Below are 21,489 nucleotides of genomic sequence, written 5' to 3'. Positions count from 1 at the left end.
TTATACTATCGGACAATCTTAGTTAAAAGTATCTCCTTTCAACGGGCGCAAAACTATAAAGATTTTTCATTTCTACAAAACATTTATTCGAATTTTAATCGCTTTAAATGTACCAAAAGTACATTTATCAAGCTATCAAACTGGATAACAAGCCCATACTCGAAAAACTAGAGAACAAAAAAAAATCTTTTAACGAAGTTGAAGAATAAATTGTGTTAATATTGGCATCAAATCAGGATGAAGCGGGAGATCGGGTTTATTATACGTTGCAAAATTAGCTGTTTTTTCCGCTGGGGCATTTTTCAGCACGTGGTTCATATTTGTAATCAGTTTCAATTTCGATCCCAGTGCAGCAACATGCAATCTTTCTGCGTCTTCTACACCAATTTGAAGGTCATGGGTTCCAGCAATAATTAAGATAGGAACCTTCAATTTTGCGATCTCTAACCGTGCATTGTATTTTACATTCGAAATTAAAAAAGGTTGAATAGCGGGCGAAAACAAAGCAGACAAAATACCCGGAAGAGGCTTATTAATGCGTTTACCAGCTTTTAAGCTATCCATTACCTCCGCCGCAACTTTAAAATCAGCAGGACTTAAATCGGCCTTTAACTGTTTCCCAAGTAATGAAACCAGATCCGTAGCATAACCTGAAAGAGATATAAATGCAGCGGGCTTCCTTTTTAATGCTGCAACCAGGCCAATTGTAGCCCCCTCACTATGGCCTGCAATAATCACTTTAGAAAATCTAGCATCTTTTTTTAAAGAATCGACTAAAAGCACAGCATCTCCAATAAAATCATCAAATACCAGATCCTCCGGATTTCCTGAAAATACACTTCTGCCCACCCCTCTTTTATCATAACGTACGGAAGCAATTCCATGATCTGCGAGTCCCTTTGCCAACATTAAAAATGAATTGCTCGTTAAACCGCTTTCCTGGTTCATATTCCTGTCGGTGGGACCGGATCCAGAAATCAGCAGAACGACCGGCACCTTACCGGATGCTTTAGGCATGGTCAATGTACCAACAAGTCTTGCAAGCGGCACTCTAACCACAAAATTATCCGGGCTTTTCGAACGAGTTGCGCTGTCGGCTGCCATTTCAATTTTTTTCTGTCGAATGCCTGCAATCATACCTCCTTTAAGCATCAGAGCTAAATCAACCAGTGGCTTTTCAAAACTCATGCGGTATTCATAGATTTCCGATGCAGGACTACCCTCATAATGACTTTTTACAATTTGGCCGAGCTTCCCTTTGATCTGATTGATCATGGCCTTTGTTTTCTCTACATTTAAAACCGTCTGCATTTGCGGATCAAATAGCGTGTAAAGACTATCGGCCTGACTTGAGTTGAAGTAACGTAAAAATTTATCAACAACCAATTGATCACTCACGTTTTGACCCCGAGCAAAAAAAGTGATTGTTCCCAATAATAATACACAAAATAATCTTTTCATACACTTTAATCCAGATGCCTGTTCAGCAAACTATAAGCTTACAAAACAGGACTTATATTAAGTTTAAAGATTAACATTATATCTGAAAGAAGCTCTTAAATAGGGATATTTCTTATCCACATCCTCATGATCCTTATAGTTTCCTTCCAGTGTCAGATAGCCCGGCTCTGCGCAAAAAGACAATCCTGGAGTAAATTCATATCTTACTTCTCCAGATACCGTATGTAGAAAATAATATGATGCATTACCATTAATGGTTGTTAACCAACCGCCCCGGTAACTCGCCGAAAAGTACAATTTATTGTCAATGTTAAATCCGGCAGATCCGGAAACACCCACACCAGAAGTGTAATCATAATTTCTTCCCTTAAACAGATAAGGATCTGGCACTGCCGCTAAAAGCACAGGGCCAACACCAAGGGTAGTATTCAATGTGATTTTAGAACGTAGTTTATACTCTGAGATCAAATTCATTTTTACACTCTGTGCGCCATAAAAAAATGCCCTGTTCCGGATATAGTCATAATTAGCAGATAGTACCGCCAAGTGTCTTTTTTGTTCACCCGACCTGATTCTCCAGCCAGCAAGGGAGCCATAAACATTGATCATATTCACCAAAGAGCTATCATCTTTACCAAATTCAGCATTGATATACATATTGCTAAAAGGAACCCTGTAATTTTCATAAGCATTACCATACAATAATTTCACTCGGCCATACCAGCCAAACTTACTTCTTTTCAAGTCGCTGCCATTCTCGTTGTTGTACCTGCGAATTCCCAGGTCCAGCTCGGCTGTCACTTTTGAAGAATCCTGATCAATATGTTTACCATTTACCTTCCCCCATTTACCATCCATGATCCTGGTAAGCCCATTCATAGGATTAACAATAAAACCAAGCACCTCACTGGCCTGGCGTCTAAAGCCATAAGTATGATTATTAACGATTCGGTTAGACAGCCGATAGGTCATTTCCCCCAGAACAATTCCTCCAAATGTGGTATTGATGAAATCATTTGGAGAAGGCTCCTGGTTTTCAGCAAAGGTTTCCCAAAGGTAGCTACCAGCCACTACAGCGGGTGCCGATTGCCAGAAGGAATACCCGTTTGCTCTGAAGGAACTAAAAAATAAACTGCCGTGATAGGGATGTCCAAACTGATTGGTCTGAAATTCGTCATTGTCCCAGGTCCAGCTGCTTGGTTTAAGATTATGACCTACCGTCTTAAAAGAAATATAAGCATAATCAGCGTGGGTAATATACCTATCGAAAGTAAATGGTATCAACTCCGCAAGCCCGAACTGCATAGCAGCCCTGCCGAATTTTTTTGGAGGTTTAGGAAGATCCAGGTTAACTTTCCGGTTAAGGCTGTCTCTCTTCAGGAGTCGTTCCGCATCAAAAGGAGACTGAGCTTTTAACTCCCCGGCATGAAAGCCCAAAAAAACAAAAAACAAAGCTAAATAGCGTGTAGAGACAGACTGCATAGGCGATGAATATTACGTTAATTTATACCTAAAAATAACACAATATGTTTAGAATAACCACAAATTTCCCATAGCAACCCAGCTTATCCCAGCAAAAAAACTTTCTATTTCACTTTATAGGAGACCTTTTCCGTAGTATGAGCGCTAAAATAGCCTAATGCATTATGATTGATATTAGAAGGCGGATTCCCCGGTGTTACCCCACCTCCAGGGCCATTTTTTGTCTGCTCACTCAACGTAAACCAATAGTTATAAATAGCCTTGTCAATGCACTGCATTTCTACTTGCACTTCATCTCCACTCAAAAGCTCTTTATTATCGTCATCCTTACTATAATAAAGTAATTCAGCAACATTATTTCCATTGGTAAAACGATCATTACCAACAAATACCCGTTTAGTTTGTACATTATTGATCTTCATCACCCAACGATATTGATTGACTTCTGCTGCTGGATCATTATAGTGGACCTGCAACTGTTTAACATCCTTACCCCCAAAAGTAAAAACCTTTAAACTCAAAGAATCCAAATGTACTCGCTTCGGCATAATCGAAATTCCTGTATACTGTGTATTGCTTACATCCACCTTAAGTGAGTAAGTTCTCCCTGAAATCCCTTTAAAAGGAACAGAGGTATAACTTCCAGGCTCGCGCTCCTCAAAGGTCCACAGATGGCCAACATCATCCGTTACTGTAACCTTAGCCCCTTTAACGGCCGGAAACACATTCTGATCGGTGTAAGGAACAGACTGACTAATCTTGATCAGTTGTGCCTCGTTCTGGTCGGTAATGTTTCCTTCTATAACCATCTGATTCGGAGCAGTATCCAATTTCACATCGATTACTTTCTCACAGGAAGACCAAACCAGGAAACCTACAAACAGTATACTTAAATATATAAGTCTTTTCATGATCATTAAAATTTAAAATTATAGGTTACCGAAGGAATAATACCAAACAAACTTGTTTGAACAGCCTCTGTACGCGTAGGATCTTGTTTACTATCTCTAAAGGTAATCGCATACGGATTTTTACGATTCAATGCATTATACAAACCAAAACTCCAGCTCGATTGGTACTTCTTAGTTTCCCTGGCTTTAAGCGTTGCACTGATATCCAGTCTTGAAGTATATGGCATTCTGTTTGCATTTCTTTCCGTATAATAATAAGTAGTTAAACCACCGGTACTGTATTTACCTGCCGGATAAGTTACTGCATTACCAGTACTGTACACATAGTTGGCAGAAAAGGTCCACCTCGAACTGAAATTATAGATCCCAACCAGCGATAGGTCATGAGTACGGTCTTGTTTAGCAGGAAAATAATTTCCGCCATTTAAACCGTCAAATTGCCTTTCCGTTTTCGCGAGTGTATAACTAACCCACCCCGTTAACTTTCCTTTTGTCTTTTTCAGGTAGAGTTCCAATCCATAAGCCCTGCCCTTTCCATAAAGCAATTCAGATTCTACCTCTGCGTTGGCAATAAGTTCCGCTCCGTTTTTATAGTCAATTTGATTCTGAAGCCACTTATAATAAATCTCAGCAGAGAATTCATAGGTATTGTCCTTTGCATTTTTGAAATAGCCCATGGCCACCTGATCAGAAATCTCCGGTTTTATATTATTACTACTCATCACATACTGATCGGTTGGTGAACTGGTATTGGCATTGGTCAGAATATGAATATTCTGCGTATTTCTATTGTAAGAAGCCTTAACCGAATTCTCCTCATTCAAACTATAGCTCGCCGAAAAACGAGGTTCTGCATATACATAGGTTTTCACAAAACTCCCCCTCTTCGCATCGTAGCTATCTACTATATCTCCTCCCGCATCGTATGTACGGATTGTACCCGGGCCAAGCAGTGAAAAGCTGCTAATCCTTACCCCATATAACAACTCCAGTTTATTATTCAATTTCCACTCATCAGAAACATAACCAGCCATTTCCAGTCCGTAACGGTTTTCGACTGAAAGCGGATTGATACTGGAATTTCCTGTTGTTGTAATATCTGATGGTGCAATTCGATGATGAGTAGCCTGTGCCCCAAATCTAAAAACATGCTGATTGGTAAAATACTGAAGGTCTTCTTTAAGGTTAAAATCACGGATCAAAGAAGTAACCCTTGCATTATTATCCTTATCGAGCAATTCAATTGCATAATGATATTTGTTAAAAATGAATGAAGTATTGGAGAACAATTTACTATTAAAAACATGGTTTAGGCGCACCGTTGCTGTTGTATTCCCCCAATCGTTCGCAAAAAGGTCTTTAATTCCGATATTATCCTGGCCAAAATATCCCGAAAGAAAGAGCGTATTTTTGTCGTCAAATCTGTAGTTTACTTTGGCATTGATGTCATAGAAATTTAAGGTATTGCTGTTTATAGAAGAATCGGAAGAAGCCTTTAAAAGGAGATCAATATAAGTTCTCCTTGCACTCACCATAAAAGAAGCCTTGTCTTTTATAATAGGTCCTTCTACCTTGATCCTGGAAGCAATAAGTCCAATTCCACCTTCTACACCAAATTCCTTGCTATTGCCATCCTGCATTTTAACATCCAATACTGAAGATAGTCTTCCGCCAAACTGAGCCGGCATTCCGCCTTTATACAAACTAACGTCTTTGATGGCATCCGAATTGAATGTAGAAAAGAAACCCAGTAAGTGAGAAGAATTGTAAACTGTTGCCTCATCCAAAAGGATCAGGTTTTGATCAGCGGCTCCTCCACGAACAAAAAATCCCGTATTTCCTTCTCCTCCAGACTTAACTCCTGGCATAAGTTGTATAGTCTTCAACACATCCTTTTCCCCAAACAAAACCGGCACATTATCCAGATCTCTCATGTTCAGTTTTTCCAGTCCCATCTGGGCGCTCTTCACATTGTCATTCCTGCGGTCTTTAGCGCTGATGACCACCTCCTGTAAGGAATTTGCAGGATCAAGCCCTACATTTATCTTTAGATCTCCAACTAAACTGATCTGCTTGCGATAAGTCAGGTAGCCAGCATAACTGACCGTCATTGTGTACTCACCTCCTTCGCCACTTAAAGAATAAAACCCATAATCATTGGCGGCTTTGCCAAAAGTATGGTCTGCATTTTGAAGCTTTACAGTAGCACCAATCAAGGTTTCTCCTGTAGCAGCATCACGGATGGTACCACTTAAGGTGTATTTTTGCTGTGCAAACAGCTCGGGAATAAAAAGGAAAGTGAGAAAAAAGAGGATAAGGAAATTCGTTTGTTTCATGTATTGCGCCGTTATCTAGACCAGGGCCTAAAAATAGACTTTTTTTCCAGTCTATAGTCAAAATTAAAGACACAATATCTAAAAAACCGTGTTACAAATACCTGGATTTATAACACGGTGAAAGGATTTACATCAAAAGGTCTTTAAGTTTTACATCAATATCTTTTTCATTTCCGGAATACACCAAAATCTTTCCTTCTTTATCCAATAAAACATAAAAAGGAATAAAATGAGTTTGGTATAATGTCCCCACTCTTGCAGGCATATTCTTTACCGGGAACTCATCTACGACCTGGGTCCATGGCATTTTTTCCTGATCCATCGCTTTAATCCAGTCTGCCTTCCTGCTGTCATCGGAAACACTTATGATTTCGAAACCTTTGTCCTTATATTTCGCATACACCTCTTTCCAATGTGGAATTGCCGCTCTGCAAGGCTTACACCAGCTGGCCCAGAAATCCAGCATAATGTATTTCCCTCGTGTTGAAGAGAGCGTAAAAGATGTACTATCCCTTTTCAGCAATGTAAAATCAGGAGCTAGTTTTCCTGGCAAAAGTGCCCTCCTTAAATTGGCTTCTTTTATTAGATTGGTATAATAGACAGTTTTTTTTGCGTCCCCAGTAAATTTACGAAGCAAAGCATCCATTTCAGTTAAGGGCATACTCGTATTAGATCTGTAATAATTGTAGAAAATATAAGCACCAGCGCTTGATTCGGAATCTTTTTGCAGAAATGCATTAATCCATTTGATTTGCCACGCATTACTCAGTTTTCCTAGAGAATCAAACTTAGATCTCATTTTCTCCTTTAGCTCAGGATTTTTCTCTGCTTCATATTGCTTGTTCATTTCGGCAAATACTTTCTTAAAATGAAGCTGCTCAGGATCATTCTCAAAATTATCATAGATATCCTGGTTTCCTGAACCGAAAATTTTCACTTTTTTCAGACTCGCTCCTTTATCACCACCATACGGTGTATAATCATAATGTTCAGCACCAGCAGTATCTGCATCCAGAACAACTTCACTATTTTCAACAAAAATACTGGTCCCCCAATTTCCAGGTCTGGCAATTAAGGTCAGCATCTCCGGAGACTCCAATTTTCCTGTAAATTCAAAATGTCCCCGATGAACCACAACGCTATCCAATGTTTTCGTTGTCCTATCAGCCTCATTGAATTTACGCAAAAATACCATTCCGCTATCTATACCTTTTATAGTTCCTTTAATACTGAAATTCTTTTGACGTGATGGCGTACAACTTGCGTTCATTAAAACAGTTATACCAAGAATCAAATAGCGATTGTTTAGTTTATTTTTCATTTCCTTAAGTCTATCAGGTGAATCAATTGAACAATTCTGCAAGTTTCTTATTGAGAGATTCTCCTCTCAAATCTTTCGCTATGATATTTCCCTTCGGATCAATCAGCAAAGTACTCGGAATCCCCATAATTCCATAATAAGTAGACACCTCATTTTTCCAGCCCTTTAAATCTGAAACCTGTGTCCAAGGCATATGATCATCTTTGATGGCCTTTTTCCAATTCTCCCCTTTATCATCAAGCGAAACTCCTACAACGGTGAAATTTTTGTCCTTATATTGCTGATAAGCTTTTAATACATTTGGATTTTCGGCCCTGCAAGGTCCACACCAGCTTGCCCAGAAATCAACCAATACATATTTGCCCTTAAAATTAGAAAACTGAACGGGCTTACCTTCAATATTGTTCTGGGTAAAATTAAGCATCGGCTCTCCTACTGCACTTCTTTTTAAAACAACCAGCCGGCCGGCGATCCGCTTCCCTTCCGCACTTTGCTGAGCGGCAGCATCGAGTTTTCCAAATACCTCTTTTACATCACTATAGCTTCCCATCATTGCTTTATCCGAAACCATACTGATACTCAATGGGCTTTTAGGATGTGCAGCAATATATTGATTGCTTCGCGCTCTTCTTTGTTTTCTTAAATCCTCTACTTTTTCCTCTAATTTAACCTGCTCTTCTTTACTTACCTTTCCCCATTTTTGATAAAGCGGAGATTCCTGGTCATCCAGATCTTTTAAAGTCTTATCATAAGCTTCATATTCATCCTGGGATTTTGAGCCCGTAATTTTTATTTCTTCTGACTTATCAGTGCCCTTAATCTCTATATTTCCAGGTTCCACAAAAAATTGGTAATACCTTCCAAATAACATCGTTCCAACTTTTTGTGGCTCTGAAATTTGCACTACCCATTTAAATTTACCTCCATTTACTTTTACGGTATCTGAAACAGATTTATCTCCTTTATAGTAGTAAATAACAATTTTGGCATCTTTCAATCCAGTTAGATTTCCTGAAACCTTAGCGGTCTGTCCATATAAGGACGCAACACTGCAACCGATCAAAACCAGCAGAATTAATTTTAACTTTTTTAACATGGTCAAGTTTTTTAAGGTTATTTAAGTAGTTCTTTTAATTTTTTGTCCAGATCCTGATCTGATCCACCATTGTTGTCTCCATAGCGGCCAATAATTTTTCCGGCGGGATCAATAAGTATTTTAGTCGGCAAGGAGCTGATTCCATATTTCTCTGAAATATCTTCTGGATTGGGTAGATTTTTCATCCTGAGGTCCATATTCAACCCCCTTAACACATGATGCCATATTCCTATTTTATCCTGCTCTACTGCCTTTTTCCATGCGCTATGATTGTTGTCATCATCAGACACGCCAATAATTTCCAGCCCTTTACTGTTATAAGTATTATAAAGACGAATCAAATGAGGGTTTCCCTTACGGCAAGGCACACACCAACTGGCCCAAAAGTCAACGATCACATATTTGCCTTTAAAATCTGAGAGCGACAATGGTTTATCATTGATGTCAGTTTTACTAAAACCAGCAGCCATATTGCCTGGCATCCCCAACTCAATTTTATTGATTTCTTTAGAGAGTTCCCTGGCTGCAGCTTTCTTTTTCATTTGGGCATTAAAACTATTATACACTCTTTTGGCAGAGTCAAGTTTCATCCTGCTAAGGTAAAACCTCATCATGTCCATAGTCACATAGGAGTTTGGATGCCCAATAAAAAAATCATAGGTTATCTTTTTGATACGATCGTTATAAGGTTCCAGCTGATCGCGAATTTCAGCCGCTTTTTCGTGATCTTTCTCTTTATCTAATGCTTCCAAAACGGGTTGCATTTCTTTCCTGATAGGTGCAATATGTGCATTCAAATCCTCCAGTTCCTTCTGACTTTTAGAACCTGTGATTTTTAAAGATTTCAGATCAGAAGCCGAACCTGATAATGTCATCTGTCCCGGCTCAAGATAGATTTCCGTCATCCTTTCCCAAAACTTACGCTCCGAAATTATTTCTCCCTTGTTCTTAAACAAGACTCTTGCGTTAACAGGCTCATTTATAAATCCTTTCAGAAAAATCCTGTGACCCAAAATTGGTTTGGCAAGATGGATGTACTTTCCTGACGCGTCCGTATAATATAACAAAACAGAATCGGCACTTTTAACTGTACCGTTAAGTACAAACTGTTTTTTAATTTGCCCGGTCTGGGCAAAAGAATGGTAATATGGAAAGAGCAACAACAACAGCCCTATAAAATTCTTAGTTCTCATTTTTTCTTAATGTTAGGTGGGTCCTTAATTTTTACTGTAGCTTGGATTCTGGTCTCCTATTGCAGGATTTCTATCAAATTCATCTTTTGGAATAGGTAAAATATAGTGGTCTTTATCTTTTACAGCTGGCTTAACCTGCAATACAAAACTCAAAGGCATCCTTAACAAAGCCGACCATTCTTGCCCATCTTCAAAAGACAAGTTCTTCGCCGTTTCGTTGTAGATCTGGATCAACATTGCATCCGGGCCAGTTACATTGTCCAGGCTGGAAAAATCACTTATTCCCGCATGTTGCAATACGGTTTTTAACAAAGCTTTAGCGTCATTCAATGAACCACCTGAACGCACAATAGCTTCTGCCTCTAATAAATATATCTCTGTAAGACGCATTGGGTAGCATACTTCAACCTTTGACCCCTGATACTTCAGGATACCGTCTGGGGTTGTACCTACATCACCGATCATCCAGGATTGTCTGGGATCATTTTGAAAAAGAGATTTGAGAGATGCGGTAGCCAGATAGCCCGGCTCGTTCCGATAAAAATAAACATCCGACTTGTTGACTTGATTGGGTTTAGGATAGAGTCCAATCATGACTTCTTTGCTATCTAAACCTTTAGTGCTAAAGAGATCATGCAAATTGGGTTCCAATTGATAAGGGCCATTTTGAATAATGTCTTTTGTGATAGAAATTACCTGTGTATAATCTGCCGCCTGCCCTCGCATCATCAATATTCTGCCTTTTAAACCTTTAGCCACCCATTTATTGCCGTAATAATTTGCACTAACCAAAGGTGCATCAGCAATGGCTGCATCCAGATCAGAAAGAATAAAATCGTAACTGTCCTTTACCGTACTGCGTTTCTGAGCAATATTGTTTGTGGTTATAAACTCTTTCCTCAACATCACACCATAATTGCTGCTGAGGTCATAGAATTGTGCAAAATACCTGAGCAGATACTGATGCCCATATGCCCTCATTAAGCGAGCCTCTCCGATAATCTCCGCCTTTCTGGCTCCAGTGAATTTATCATCGGCAAGGGCTGATACTTGCTCTATTATACCATTAGCTGCGTTAATGAGGCCATATGGTGCAGACCATAGATTGGCCACTGAATAATCAGTAGATTTAATCAGTGCATTTTCATCAAATGATGATCCCCCATATGGATAGGTTACATAGCCAGCAAGCGTTGAAGGTAAGATCTCATGATCGCTAGCCCACATAATGCTGGGGGTTCCCCGATCATCGCCGCCTTGAGCAAAACGTAGGTAAACTCCATTTAAAGCGACCTCTGCACTTTTCTGATCAATAATCGCATTTCCTTCTACTTTAGATTGCGTAGGTAAAGCATTCAATTCCTTTTTACAAGCGATCAGAAAAACTGATGCCGTAAAAAACATACTATATATAATTAGCTTTTTCATCAGAATATATTTTTTTTAAAGGTTATGAAGCTATCATGTGCTGCCACAATTTATTCATTTCGGTTTGTGTGGTACTGCACATAATGGTTTCATTATGTTATGTATTAGTAATTAAAATCCAAGACGAACACCCAAAGTATATGATTTCACAGTTGGATACGTACTCACGTCCCTGCCACCGCCAATTACACTCCTCGGATCATCACTGACCTCTGGATCTGGTCCAGGGTAATGGGTAATCGTAAAGATGTTTGTACCCGTAGCATATAGTGTAAGCGTATTGAACTTCAGTTTTTGCAGTAAGCTTGCTGGCAAGCTATAAGACAGCGTTATCGACTTTAATTTGATATAAGAAGCATCATACACATTCAAATTGGTCAGGAACTGCGTGTCATTCAATAAATATCTGGGCCTGTCTGATCCAGTATTAGATGAACTGTAATGATCCAAACTTCTTACCCCTTCATTTGGCAAACCACTAAATCCCATATCACTGACATCCTTTTGATAAATCAGCTGAGCACCATGAGAGAAAGTAAACAAGGAGATCAGACTCCAGTTTTTATAAGAAAGGGTATTTGTGTAACCACCAAAGAACTTCGGTGCAGCATGGCCTATAATGTCTTGTTTCCAAAATCCATCTTCAATTTCATAAGACATATCGCCAATATTGAGGTACGGGCTAAAAATGGTCCAGTAAGGAAAGGCTTTTTTATATGCATCCAGTTGTTCCTGTGTTTTTATAACACCTGTAGCCACTCTTCCGTACAATAATCCCAAAGGTTCCCCTTCTTTCACAATACTGGTTCCTAAATTAAGGGAATTCCGGTCATTCGGGTTGGAAAAAGGACCACCATCTATATTCAGGACCCTTGAAGTGTTTTTCGAGATATTAAAAGCACCAGTCCAGTTAAAATTTTTACTCCGGATAATATCGCCATGGATATCCAGTTCAAGTCCACGGTTCCTGATCTTGGCTATGTTGTAAATTACACTGCTATAAGAGGAACTTGGTGCAGGCGTCAGATTTAACAATGCCCCATCGGTTACTTTATTGTAATAGCCAAAGGTACCTCCTAAACGTCCCTTAAAGAAAGCAAAGTCCAATCCAAGATCTTGTTGGGTGGTTGACTCCCATTTAATATTTGCATTACCAAGTTGATTTGGTACCAGGGCATTTTTATCAGCATAAGAATCCGGAGAATAGAGCGTCCGCCAAAGGTGGTCTCCAATACTTTGAGTTCCGGTTTTGCCCGCACTCATCCTGATTTTGATCTCGTCAATCCATTTGATTTCTTTAAGGAAGTTCTCCTGAGAAATCCGCCATCCAATAGCCCCGGAAGGAAAATATCCTACCTGATTAGAAGGTGCAAATTTGGATGAAGCATCAGACCGTCCGGTAAAAGTTAAAAGGTATTTGTCCTTAAAAACATAATTGGCACGAAGATAAAACGAAAGCAATGAGCTTTGACTTGCAGGACTAGCTCCTCTTACAGAAACAGCATAAGCAGCGGAAGTTAAGTTATTCAAATAATTATCATCCGGATAGCCTCTTCCTGTTGCTGAAAAAAAATCGCTGGTATTGTTCTCCCAGGAAGTTCCCGCTAGAATATTTAACCGGTTCTCTTCGTTAAATTCCTTGTTCCAGGTAAGCGTATTCTCTATAAATGTACTTAGTGAACTGGAATGAGACTGAGACCCCAATCCTCCCTGAGAGTTCTCTCTTCCGTAAAAACCTCCGATTTCTACATAACTCGGCACATAGTTCAACTGATTATAAGAACTATAATTAGCGGACACTGTGCTTTTAAATTTCAGGTCCTTTAAAATGTCATATTCTGCAGATAAAGACCCCATCAAAGTGTAATCTTTTGCCCTGTTGGTACCAGAAGCAACAGCTAAAGGATTTTGAAAACCTCTGTAGTCGTCATTAAGCACGCCCAAGGTGGTATAAGATCCATCGGCATTATAGGGCGAAAAAGTAGGAGGAGCAGTTAAGGCCTGTCCATATACCCCTTCGGTGATATTAGTTTTGGTAAAACCATAGTTCAGATTGGTGATTACCCTGAAACGTTTGCTAATTTCGTTGTCCAGATTCGTCTTACCCGATATCCGGGAAAAATCAGTCCCTATTAAGGTCCCATCCTGTTTGGTATAGTTTAAAGACGTATAGTAGCGGGAACCTAAACCACCTCCACTAACAGATACATCCGCATTCTGGGTTGCTCCGGTTTTTAATACCAGGTCCAGCCAATCGGTATTCGCATTCCCAAAGAAAGACGGATCATTTATAATACTTAAGGCTTTTTTTGACGCACTGGTTGTTAAACTTAAATTTAGCCTTTTGCGTTCATTAATATAATTTGTAGCAGCCTCCTTTAATCCAGTCTTATACTGATCCGCATTCAATACCTTTTCTTTAACAGGAGTATTAAAACCAACATAATAGTTGGCATTTAACTGAGGTTTAGTATTTAATTTACCTTTTTTAGTAGTGATAATGACCACACCATTTGCTGCCTTAGAGCCATAGATCGCCGTTGCAGAAGCATCTTTCAAAATATCAATACTTTCAATATCTCCAATATTTAAGCCTGCCAGATTATTCAATCCACGGGAAAATGAACCAGACACACTATTGTTGAAATCTTCCCCATAATTCGCCGCCTCAATTGGATTCACAATATCAGACTGTGCATTCATAAAACTATTGCTCACTACGGTTGGAATCCCATCAATAACATACAGAGGATCATTTGTTCCCAACAAGGAAGCTCCGCCCCGGATTCGGATACGAATCGCTCCGCCGGGAGAACCATCTGCCTTAGTTACCTGGACACCAGGCGCTTTCCCTGCAAGTGCATTATCAACACTCATAAAGGGAACATCTTTAATTTCACCTACATTAACTGAAGACACAGAACCGGTCAGATCCTTTCTTCTGGTGCTGCCGTATCCTACAACCACCATCTCGTTGAGCTTATTCAGCTCGGACTCCAGAACAACGGCCATACCTTGTCTAGCGGGCAATTCTTTGGTTATAAAACCAACGCATGAGAACACAAGAACTGCTTCTTCATCAGGAGCATTGATAGAAAAGCGTCCTTCTGCATTCGTTGCAGTTGTTTTATTACTTCCTTTTATCTTCACACTGATCAGATTAAGAGCATTTCCATTTACATCTCGAACAACTCCATCAATAACTCTGATCACATTTTTACCCCCCCTGGGTTCTGGATTAAACTCCTTTATTTTCACCAGGATGGTCTTGTCAAAAATGCTATATGTAAAAGGTTGATGATCAAAAATCTGTTCCAGTGCAGCACCAATAGGCACACTGATTAAGTTTAGGGTAACCGGATTCGATTTTTCTATCAATTGAGCATCATAAAGCAATTGATACCCACTTTGCTTCTTAATTTTGATCAAAACCTTCTCCAGAGATGCGTTTTTTTCGGACAAGGTGATTTGTTGAGAAAAACCTGCAGCAGAAACATGAATGTAGCAGATGATCATCATAATTGTGGTTAATTTCATAATTAAAATCAGTTTAGATTTTAAATCGGAAGAACGAATACTGCGGTTTTTAAAGCAATAGCCCTCCTTGTATAGAATCTTGAAATTCATACATTTGTTAAGTTAAGGTTGTAGTCGGTTGATTGATTCTTATAATAACTGATGTGCCTTAATAAAACCAGTTGCGTTCCAGCGCACCTGGTTTATTTTTTTTCGGCTTCGTATACATGTTACATAGGCTTAAATTTACGTTTGCAAATATCTTTACGGTTTTTACCCAACCGGAACATTAAAACTTACTTCAGTTGCTTGTTTACACTCTTTATCGGTGCACACCATATAAGTAACTGTTGCCTTAAGAACCGTCTTTTTAACCAGTTTAACCTTCTGCTGAAAAACTACAGCATTCTTAAAATAAAGCAGATCAAACTTATAGACATCACTATACTCTGCAATAGGTTTAGGCTCTACAACCTTACCCAAAAGCTGATAATCTTTGGAAGTCGCAAAAGCAAAAGTTGTTTTCTGAGGTCCACCTGCTTGCTGGTTTGTTGAATAGATATGCCAGTCTTTATCCATAACAGCCTTAAACATTACGACAACTTCTTTTGGATTAATTTTTTTCACTCCATAACTCCAGGTTACAGGATTGCTGATCTGTGCAGATGCCATGAATGCCATTAGCATGACAGCCAAACTTAAAATGATCTTCTTCATATTCTTACTTCTTAATTTTTATGGTGTTGTCTTCTATTATAAAGTTAATGCGACTTGTTTCATAAAGCATTTTTAATACACTGGACAAGTTTGACTCCCTTTTTATAGCCCCGGAAAGTGCTCTATCTTTAGGAACATTACTATAATCAACATTTACATTATACCATCTCGACAACTGCATTAAAATATTCTGGAGTTTTGTTTTATTGAATATAAACAACCCATCTTTCCATGCAGTAGCCATTTCTAGATCAGCAGGGCTTATTATTATTTTTTCTTTCAGCTCAGATTGCTCTCCCGGTTTTAAAACCGCGAAGTCGTCCCCCTCTAGTGGATTTGCAGTTTTTCCTGAACGGCGAACCATTACAGCACCTTTGAGCAAAGTGGTAATTGTTGCCTCCCCGGTGTAACTGGTAATATTAAAATGAGTACCCAGAACAATTACCTCTTGCTGGGGGGTTTTTACAATAAAGGGTTGTTTTGCATTATGCGATACCTCAAAATATCCTTCTCCGCTTAAATCAACTCTACGTTCTTTTAAGCCTGCAAATGAGGAAGGAAATTTAAGAACTGATGCTGCATTTAGCCATACTTTAGTTCCATCTGGCAATATGACCTGATATTGTCCGCCATTGGGTGTTTCAATCGTATTATAGACAGGTTTATCGCTGGCAGATCCCCGGTCAGACAGCCGATATATTAATTGACCGTCTGCAGATTTCCGTATGGCCACCCCAGCTTGTTTAGCCAGTTCGCCATTAGCCACATCCGTTAAAGTAATCCTTTTTCCATCTGCCAGAGTCAGATAAGCTTTGTTTCCCCCGGGAGCAACATCCTGTTGAACCAGTTCCTGTTTTCCAACTAAAGAATAACTTTGATAAAAATATAATCCTAAACTCAGGCTAAGAAGCAGCACCGCAGCGGCAGCAATACGCGGCCATAACACTATTTTTTTCTTTACTTCAACATCCGGCTTCAATCTGTCCCATATCTGATCGACCCGACGCTCCGCTTCTGCCTCCTCAAAATCGACTGTCTCATCGGATCTCCATACCAGGTACCAGCTTTCCAGCATACCGATCTCTTCAGCCGTGCATTGTCCTGCATCAAATTTTTCCAGTAGTGTCTTTAGTTCTTGTTTATTCATCTTTAATGAGGCGTTAACTGGTTGCTTAAAATACATAGACCCTTAACTCCACCCCAACAGGTAGATGATTTTCAAAAAAAATTAATATCTGATCAAAAAGATCAAAAAAGTCAATAAGCCCAGTTTTGTTCTCAAAATTTTCAAAGCATTGGTGACTTGCTTCGAGACGGTTTGCTCAGAAAGATGAAGTTGGTCTGCTATTTCTTTATGAGAAAGATGTTGTTTACGGCTCATCTCAAATATTTGCCTCATCTTAACAGGAAGTGACGCAATTTCCTTTTCTATCTGGGTCAGGAGCTGATTTTCTCTGACCAAATGGTCCGTTACATTTACAGCACGTTCACCAGCTTCAAAAAAAGAAGACAAATAAACAGACTCAATATCTTTATGCGAAAGCAGTTTGAAAATACGGTTTCTAACCGAAGTGTACAAATAGCCCGACAAATGTGTCTTTAAAACAAAATTCTCCCTATTGTTCCATAACACAGCAAAGAGGTCATGAACCAGATCTTCAGCTTCATCGGCATTTCTGATCCGCTTATAAGCATGCAGATATAAAAGATATTTATACCGGTTATAGATTTCCGTAAACGCTACCTGATCACCAGACTTCAATAAGTCAGCTAACTGATGATCGTCAAGTCTGCTATATAGATTTGTCATCTTAATAATACCGGACCACTACTTGGAACAAAGTTAAAAACTAAAGGGGTTGATTTGGAGTAAAAATACAAAACCTGCACATTATTCAATAATTATTCCTTATTTTTATTAAGTAGCAAAACAAACAGCACTATGGAAAATCCTGAAATCTGTAACCATATTCAAGAAATCAAAAACCTGAAACTTGCTAAAGAACTGGTATGCGAAGAATGTATTAAAATTGGCAGCGACTGGGTGCACTTAAGAACCTGTCAAACCTGTGGAACTACACTTTGTTGTGATCAGTCTGCCCATGCCCATATGACCAATCATTATCACAAAATGCATCATCCTGTGGTTATTTCTGCAGAACCCGGCGAAAAATGGCTATGGTGTTATAAAGATGAAGTCTTTGCTGACTATCAATAGCTGTTCCTATTGAGTGCCTTTCCATAAATCCTCGCTCCATTTGGCCAGCCCCGATCCAATTCCATAAGTACTTCTTAAAAAATCAAGCAATTGACCTTCCGGATTTTCCGCCCGCTGAACTATAGCGTAAGGCAATACGAACTCCCGCAATTCTGGATGATAATATGCTCCCGATGGCTTAACTTCCCCATCTTTATATCCCTGAGGTTCGGGATACAAATAACAATAAAATGCGGCTTCCGGAAGCGCACCACTTCCAGGCCAGAAGCCTGAACTACTCACCTCCCGGCAATAAGCTTCCTCTGCAACCCAATCGGGTAAACCAGGCACTCCACCAGGATGTTTAGGTGCTTTACGCCCCGAGAAGAAAGAAAGCGCCATGTCAAAACTTCCCCAAAAGAAATGAATAGGACTGCATTTCCCCTTAAATTCACTTCTAAATTGCATAAATACATTTTGGATTGAAAGTAGTGCTCGGTGAAAAGCAATGACCTCCTTCTCTTCATAAGTATGATGCACCGTATCTAATTTAAAATCTATAGGATCCACAATCTCCACCGGAATAGATTTAATTTCTAAATCAATACCTAAACTTTTCAAGTCGTCAAAGATCTTTTTATAAAATGCAGAAACAGAAAGCCCATACAAACTGAACTTTCTGGAAGTTCCACTACTCGTGTTCATTTTCAATTCATGACTTACAAAATCGAAATCTATCTGGAAATTCAGTTCCTTGTAAGGCATATTTTGAGTGGTCAATCCTGTTGGCGTAATGTGTAAAGTAATATGCCAGGAGTGATTTACCCATGGCAATGTTGCCAGTTTTATTTTCCCGACAATTTGGGTCCACAACTGCAAAGTCTCATAAGTAGATTTGCCTTTTTCATAAGAAAGTACTGGCCATTGTGTTTTCATTTGTATTGTAATTTACCTGACCACAAAACAAATGAACAGCCGATTTGTGTGCAAGATTCACTATTGACATAAAATACCCTTTATTTGTCGTTTACACCTATCCCTTTTTCTCAGTATTCTTTCTAAATTTATCTTATCAAAAAGAAATGATAAATCCTCAAACTTAGACAAGATGAGCACAGAAAAAAAAACAACTATAACTCTAAAAACAACAGTTAATGCCCCTGTAGAAAAAGTCTGGGATATATGGACCAAACCAGAGCACATCGTCAAGTGGACCAGCGCATCAGACGACTGGCATACACCCAGAGCGGAAAATGACCTAAGGACAGGCGGAAAATTCCTATCCCGTATGGAAGCCAAAGACGGAAGTTTTGGTTTTGATTTTGGAGGTGTGTATGACAAAGTAGAACATTTAAAAACTATAAACTATACCCTCGGCGATCAGAGAAAAGTTGAAATCTCTTTTGCAAGTAATGGCCAGTCTACAGAAATAATTGAAACTTTTGAAGCCGAAGATACAAATCCTGTTGAAATGCAAAGAGACGGGTGGAAAGCTATACTCACTAACTTCAAAAAATACACAGAAGCTCATAATTAAAGCGGGACCTCCCTATCCCTGGTTGGTCCCGCTTATCTAAATTAACGCTCTCGTATATATATACGCCTAAAATTTCAAAATATTGTGATGGAATACAATTAATGCAAAAAAAGAAAAATAAATAATAATTCCCAAGACACCCTGACAACTCAGAAAACCATTCATCCCGATCTCATTTTAGCACAGGAATACCTGTACACCCATGTAACTTTCTATATACATCGCTTGCAAAAAGTCTCCTCCAAAAAGAAGAAGACTAAAGTTCATATTCAACGTCCTGATCAATTATTTCATTTCTTTCCAAAAAATTGTAGCAGTTTTTAATTTGTTACAACTATTGCTAAATTTTCTAATCATACTGCCGTAGATTTGCTGCCGTATGAAAAAAAGAATATTGATTTACCTTTTATTCCCACTGGGAATCCTAATAGGTTCATGGGGTGCAATCGGACACCAAACTGTGGCCAGAGTAGCAGAATATCATTTAACTCCAGAAGCAAAGCTGGCCATCAAAGATTTGCTCGGAAACGAAACCCTTCCGGGAATCAGCAGCTGGGCAGACCAGATCCGGTCTGAGCCAGAGTATAGATCCACGGGGCCCTATCATTTTGTAAACCTACCTTCCGGACTTCCTTATAAAGCATTTGAAGATCAAGTAAAATCCTTAAAAAAAGACAACCTCTATTCCGCACTTCTTCAGTATGAAAAAGTACTCTCTGATTCAAATAGCCCTAAGGAAAAGAAAACTGAAGCGCTAAAGTTTATAGTGCATCTGGTTGGTGATGCCCACCAGCCAATGCATGTAAGTCGCGCAGAAGATAAAGGAGGTAATACGATACAAGTTCAGTTTGATGGAAAAGGAACCAATTTACATTCCTTATGGGACAGCAGAATGATTGATCGTCTGCACCTTAGTTCTGTGGAACTTGCAGAAAAGTGTAATCAGGCCAGTCCTGCACAAATCAAACAATGGCAGGCAGCATCCCCCGTTCAATGGCTTTATGAAAGTTATCAGTTGAGCAATACATTATATGCTGAAGTTGAAAAGGAAAATAGATTATCGGACAACTATTACACCAGACATCTTCCTGAAATTCAGAGCCGGATAGAAATGGGAGGTATCAGACTTGCCGGTGTTCTGAACCAGATCTTTAAAAACTACAAACCTTCTGCAGAAAAACCACAGGAAAATCTGGCCGTTGAAAATCGTCAAAATACAAATCCAATTGTATTAAAGAATACTGCCGATGTAGTGAATTACCTGGGAAAATACGTAACTGTAACGGATATTGTTTATGACTATAAAGTGATCAGCAACAATCTTACCCTGCTGAACCTTGGTGGCAAATATCCTAACCAGATCCTTACAATTGCCGTTAAGGGGCCATCTGGTGCCACTGATTGGAAAAACAAGAAAATATCCGTTTCAGGAGTACCAAAGCTTTTTAAAGGCAAACCAGAAATTGAAACCGATCAGGCAGGAAGTATTAGCTTTCAGGCATCAAAATAAAAAAGAAAGAGGTTAGCGGGGCTAGCCTCTTTCTTTTTTAGGTATCACCTTAATGTCATTTACTGATCATAAATCTCAATTTGCTCCCCAATCTGCTGAACCAGTTCCGGTGCAATCAGATCTGCACTGCTCCAGATGATCCCAACTTCATCAATGTCGGCCCAAATTTTACCTAAAAAAGATTGTTCCTCAAATACCTGGTATTTGCTGTCATTTGGGTCTACCAATACGACTAACTGTTCTTCTCTGCCGCCAGTTAACACGGTGATCTCAAAAGGTTCCATAGCATTAGTTTCTACATCCATAACATATGATGTATAATTAATGTTTTAATTCCCTAAAACCTTAAGACAATTCCTGCAATTCTTCAGGTTTGATTCTCCGCTCAGGGCGATAGCCAATCAAAGCCAAATTGATTTCATCCTGCGTATTCGGATTAATTAACCGGGAACAATAGGAAGTCCCGTCTTCATAACAAAAACTAATCACTGTCCGTTCTTTGGGGTAATCAATCTCAGGCAAGGCAGAAAGCACACTATAAAGTCCATTAAACGCTTCGTGTATATCATCCGCTTCTGGTAAGACAAATAAAATTTCGTCCCTTTTGGAATCGAAATAAGAGATGGACCTCCAGTTGCGGTTGGCATAATATTGTTTCAGGTTAAGCTGCAGCTGCGATTTATAAAGATGTTTCATGAAGAGTTTGGTTCCGGGAGCTAAGATACATTTATATCCTTTATACTAAAAGCGAATAAACATCCAGATTCTTAAAGAAGAAACAGAT

Annotated in this window: 18 protein-coding genes; 3 read left to right on the top strand and 15 right to left on the bottom strand. The window is 39.1% G+C overall.

The genetic code is table 11. The features are described 5' to 3' along the window. Positions 1–189: 189 nt before the first annotated feature. The 12 genes from DBR11_RS01115 to DBR11_RS01060 all read right to left on the bottom strand — a co-directional run bounded on the left by DBR11_RS01115 (position 190) and on the right by DBR11_RS01060 (position 17,271). Complete coding sequence (locus DBR11_RS01115) at positions 190–1,461, bottom strand: alpha/beta fold hydrolase (protein WP_108549765.1); 1,272 nt, start codon at positions 1,459–1,461, stop codon at positions 190–192. A gap of 63 nt (positions 1,462–1,524) precedes the next feature. Beyond that, the gene (locus DBR11_RS01110) at positions 1,525–2,943 is read right to left on the bottom strand and encodes a DUF3943 domain-containing protein (RefSeq protein ID WP_108549764.1); all 1,419 of its coding nucleotides are present in this window, start codon (positions 2,941–2,943) and stop codon (positions 1,525–1,527) included. 104 nt (positions 2,944–3,047) lie between these two features. Beyond that, positions 3,048–3,854 carry a DUF4249 domain-containing protein gene (locus DBR11_RS01105; protein WP_158275180.1) on the bottom strand — a complete coding sequence of 269 codons (807 nt, stop codon included), beginning with the start codon at positions 3,852–3,854 and terminating at the stop codon, positions 3,048–3,050. 5 nt (positions 3,855–3,859) lie between these two features. After that, the gene (locus DBR11_RS01100) at positions 3,860–6,190 is read right to left on the bottom strand and encodes a TonB-dependent receptor (RefSeq protein WP_108549762.1); all 2,331 of its coding nucleotides are present in this window, start codon (positions 6,188–6,190) and stop codon (positions 3,860–3,862) included. A 127-nt stretch (positions 6,191–6,317) separates the two neighbouring features. Beyond that, entirely contained in the window at positions 6,318–7,511 is a 1,194-nt protein-coding gene (locus tag DBR11_RS01095; protein ID WP_108549761.1) for a TlpA disulfide reductase family protein, read from the bottom strand. 22 nt (positions 7,512–7,533) lie between these two features. Then, complete coding sequence (locus DBR11_RS01090) at positions 7,534–8,607, bottom strand: TlpA disulfide reductase family protein (RefSeq protein ID WP_108549760.1); 1,074 nt, start codon at positions 8,605–8,607, stop codon at positions 7,534–7,536. A 17-nt stretch (positions 8,608–8,624) separates the two neighbouring features. Beyond that, positions 8,625–9,800 (bottom strand): TlpA disulfide reductase family protein, encoded by a 1,176-nt coding sequence (locus tag DBR11_RS01085; protein WP_108549759.1) that lies wholly within the window; start codon positions 9,798–9,800, stop codon positions 8,625–8,627. A 24-nt stretch (positions 9,801–9,824) separates the two neighbouring features. Beyond that, on the bottom strand, positions 9,825–11,228 hold the full coding sequence (locus DBR11_RS01080; RefSeq protein ID WP_108549758.1) for a RagB/SusD family nutrient uptake outer membrane protein: 1,404 nt from the start codon (positions 11,226–11,228) through the stop codon (positions 9,825–9,827). A 111-nt stretch (positions 11,229–11,339) separates the two neighbouring features. Then, positions 11,340–14,765, bottom strand: coding sequence for a TonB-dependent receptor (locus DBR11_RS01075; RefSeq protein ID WP_108549766.1), 3,426 nt, complete (start codon positions 14,763–14,765; stop codon positions 11,340–11,342). Positions 14,766–15,017: 252 nt separating this feature from the next. Then, positions 15,018–15,461, bottom strand: a complete 444-nt coding sequence (locus DBR11_RS01070; RefSeq protein WP_108549757.1) for a protein-disulfide reductase DsbD domain-containing protein — start codon at positions 15,459–15,461, stop codon at positions 15,018–15,020. Between the two features lie 4 nt (positions 15,462–15,465). Beyond that, positions 15,466–16,608 (bottom strand): FecR family protein, encoded by a 1,143-nt coding sequence (locus DBR11_RS01065; protein ID WP_158275179.1) that lies wholly within the window; start codon positions 16,606–16,608, stop codon positions 15,466–15,468. A gap of 81 nt (positions 16,609–16,689) precedes the next feature. Next, positions 16,690–17,271 carry an RNA polymerase sigma-70 factor gene (locus DBR11_RS01060; RefSeq protein ID WP_108549755.1) on the bottom strand — a complete coding sequence of 194 codons (582 nt, stop codon included), beginning with the start codon at positions 17,269–17,271 and terminating at the stop codon, positions 16,690–16,692. 132 nt (positions 17,272–17,403) lie between these two features. Between DBR11_RS01060 and DBR11_RS01055 the strand changes: the two genes are divergently transcribed. Beyond that, complete coding sequence (locus DBR11_RS01055; protein WP_108549754.1) at positions 17,404–17,679, top strand: UBP-type zinc finger domain-containing protein; 276 nt, start codon at positions 17,404–17,406, stop codon at positions 17,677–17,679. A 6-nt stretch (positions 17,680–17,685) separates the two neighbouring features. Here DBR11_RS01055 and DBR11_RS01050 read toward each other — a convergent pair whose 3' ends face one another. Then, on the bottom strand, positions 17,686–18,594 hold the full coding sequence (locus DBR11_RS01050; RefSeq protein ID WP_108549753.1) for a DUF5996 family protein: 909 nt from the start codon (positions 18,592–18,594) through the stop codon (positions 17,686–17,688). Positions 18,595–18,766: 172 nt separating this feature from the next. Here DBR11_RS01050 and DBR11_RS01045 point away from each other — a divergent pair, with 172 nt between their 5' ends. After that, positions 18,767–19,195: an SRPBCC family protein gene (locus DBR11_RS01045; RefSeq protein ID WP_108549752.1), complete on the top strand. Its 429-nt coding sequence runs from the start codon at positions 18,767–18,769 to the stop codon at positions 19,193–19,195. Between the two features lie 379 nt (positions 19,196–19,574). Continuing rightward, complete coding sequence (locus tag DBR11_RS01040; protein ID WP_108549751.1) at positions 19,575–20,705, top strand: S1/P1 nuclease; 1,131 nt, start codon at positions 19,575–19,577, stop codon at positions 20,703–20,705. Positions 20,706–20,764: 59 nt separating this feature from the next. On the opposite strand, the gene DBR11_RS01035 is transcribed toward DBR11_RS01040, so the two are convergent. Further along, entirely contained in the window at positions 20,765–21,010 is a 246-nt protein-coding gene (locus DBR11_RS01035) for a hypothetical protein (RefSeq protein WP_108549750.1), read from the bottom strand. Between the two features lie 40 nt (positions 21,011–21,050). Continuing rightward, on the bottom strand, positions 21,051–21,401 hold the full coding sequence (locus DBR11_RS01030; protein WP_108549749.1) for a hypothetical protein: 351 nt from the start codon (positions 21,399–21,401) through the stop codon (positions 21,051–21,053). Positions 21,402–21,489: the final 88 nt, after the last annotated feature.

The organism is Pedobacter sp. HMWF019, assembly GCF_003061025.1.
Taxonomy (GTDB): Bacteria; Bacteroidota; Bacteroidia; order Sphingobacteriales; family Sphingobacteriaceae; genus Pedobacter.
Note: the sequence above shows the minus strand (reverse complement) of the source record. Positions and strands in the feature narration are given on the sequence as shown.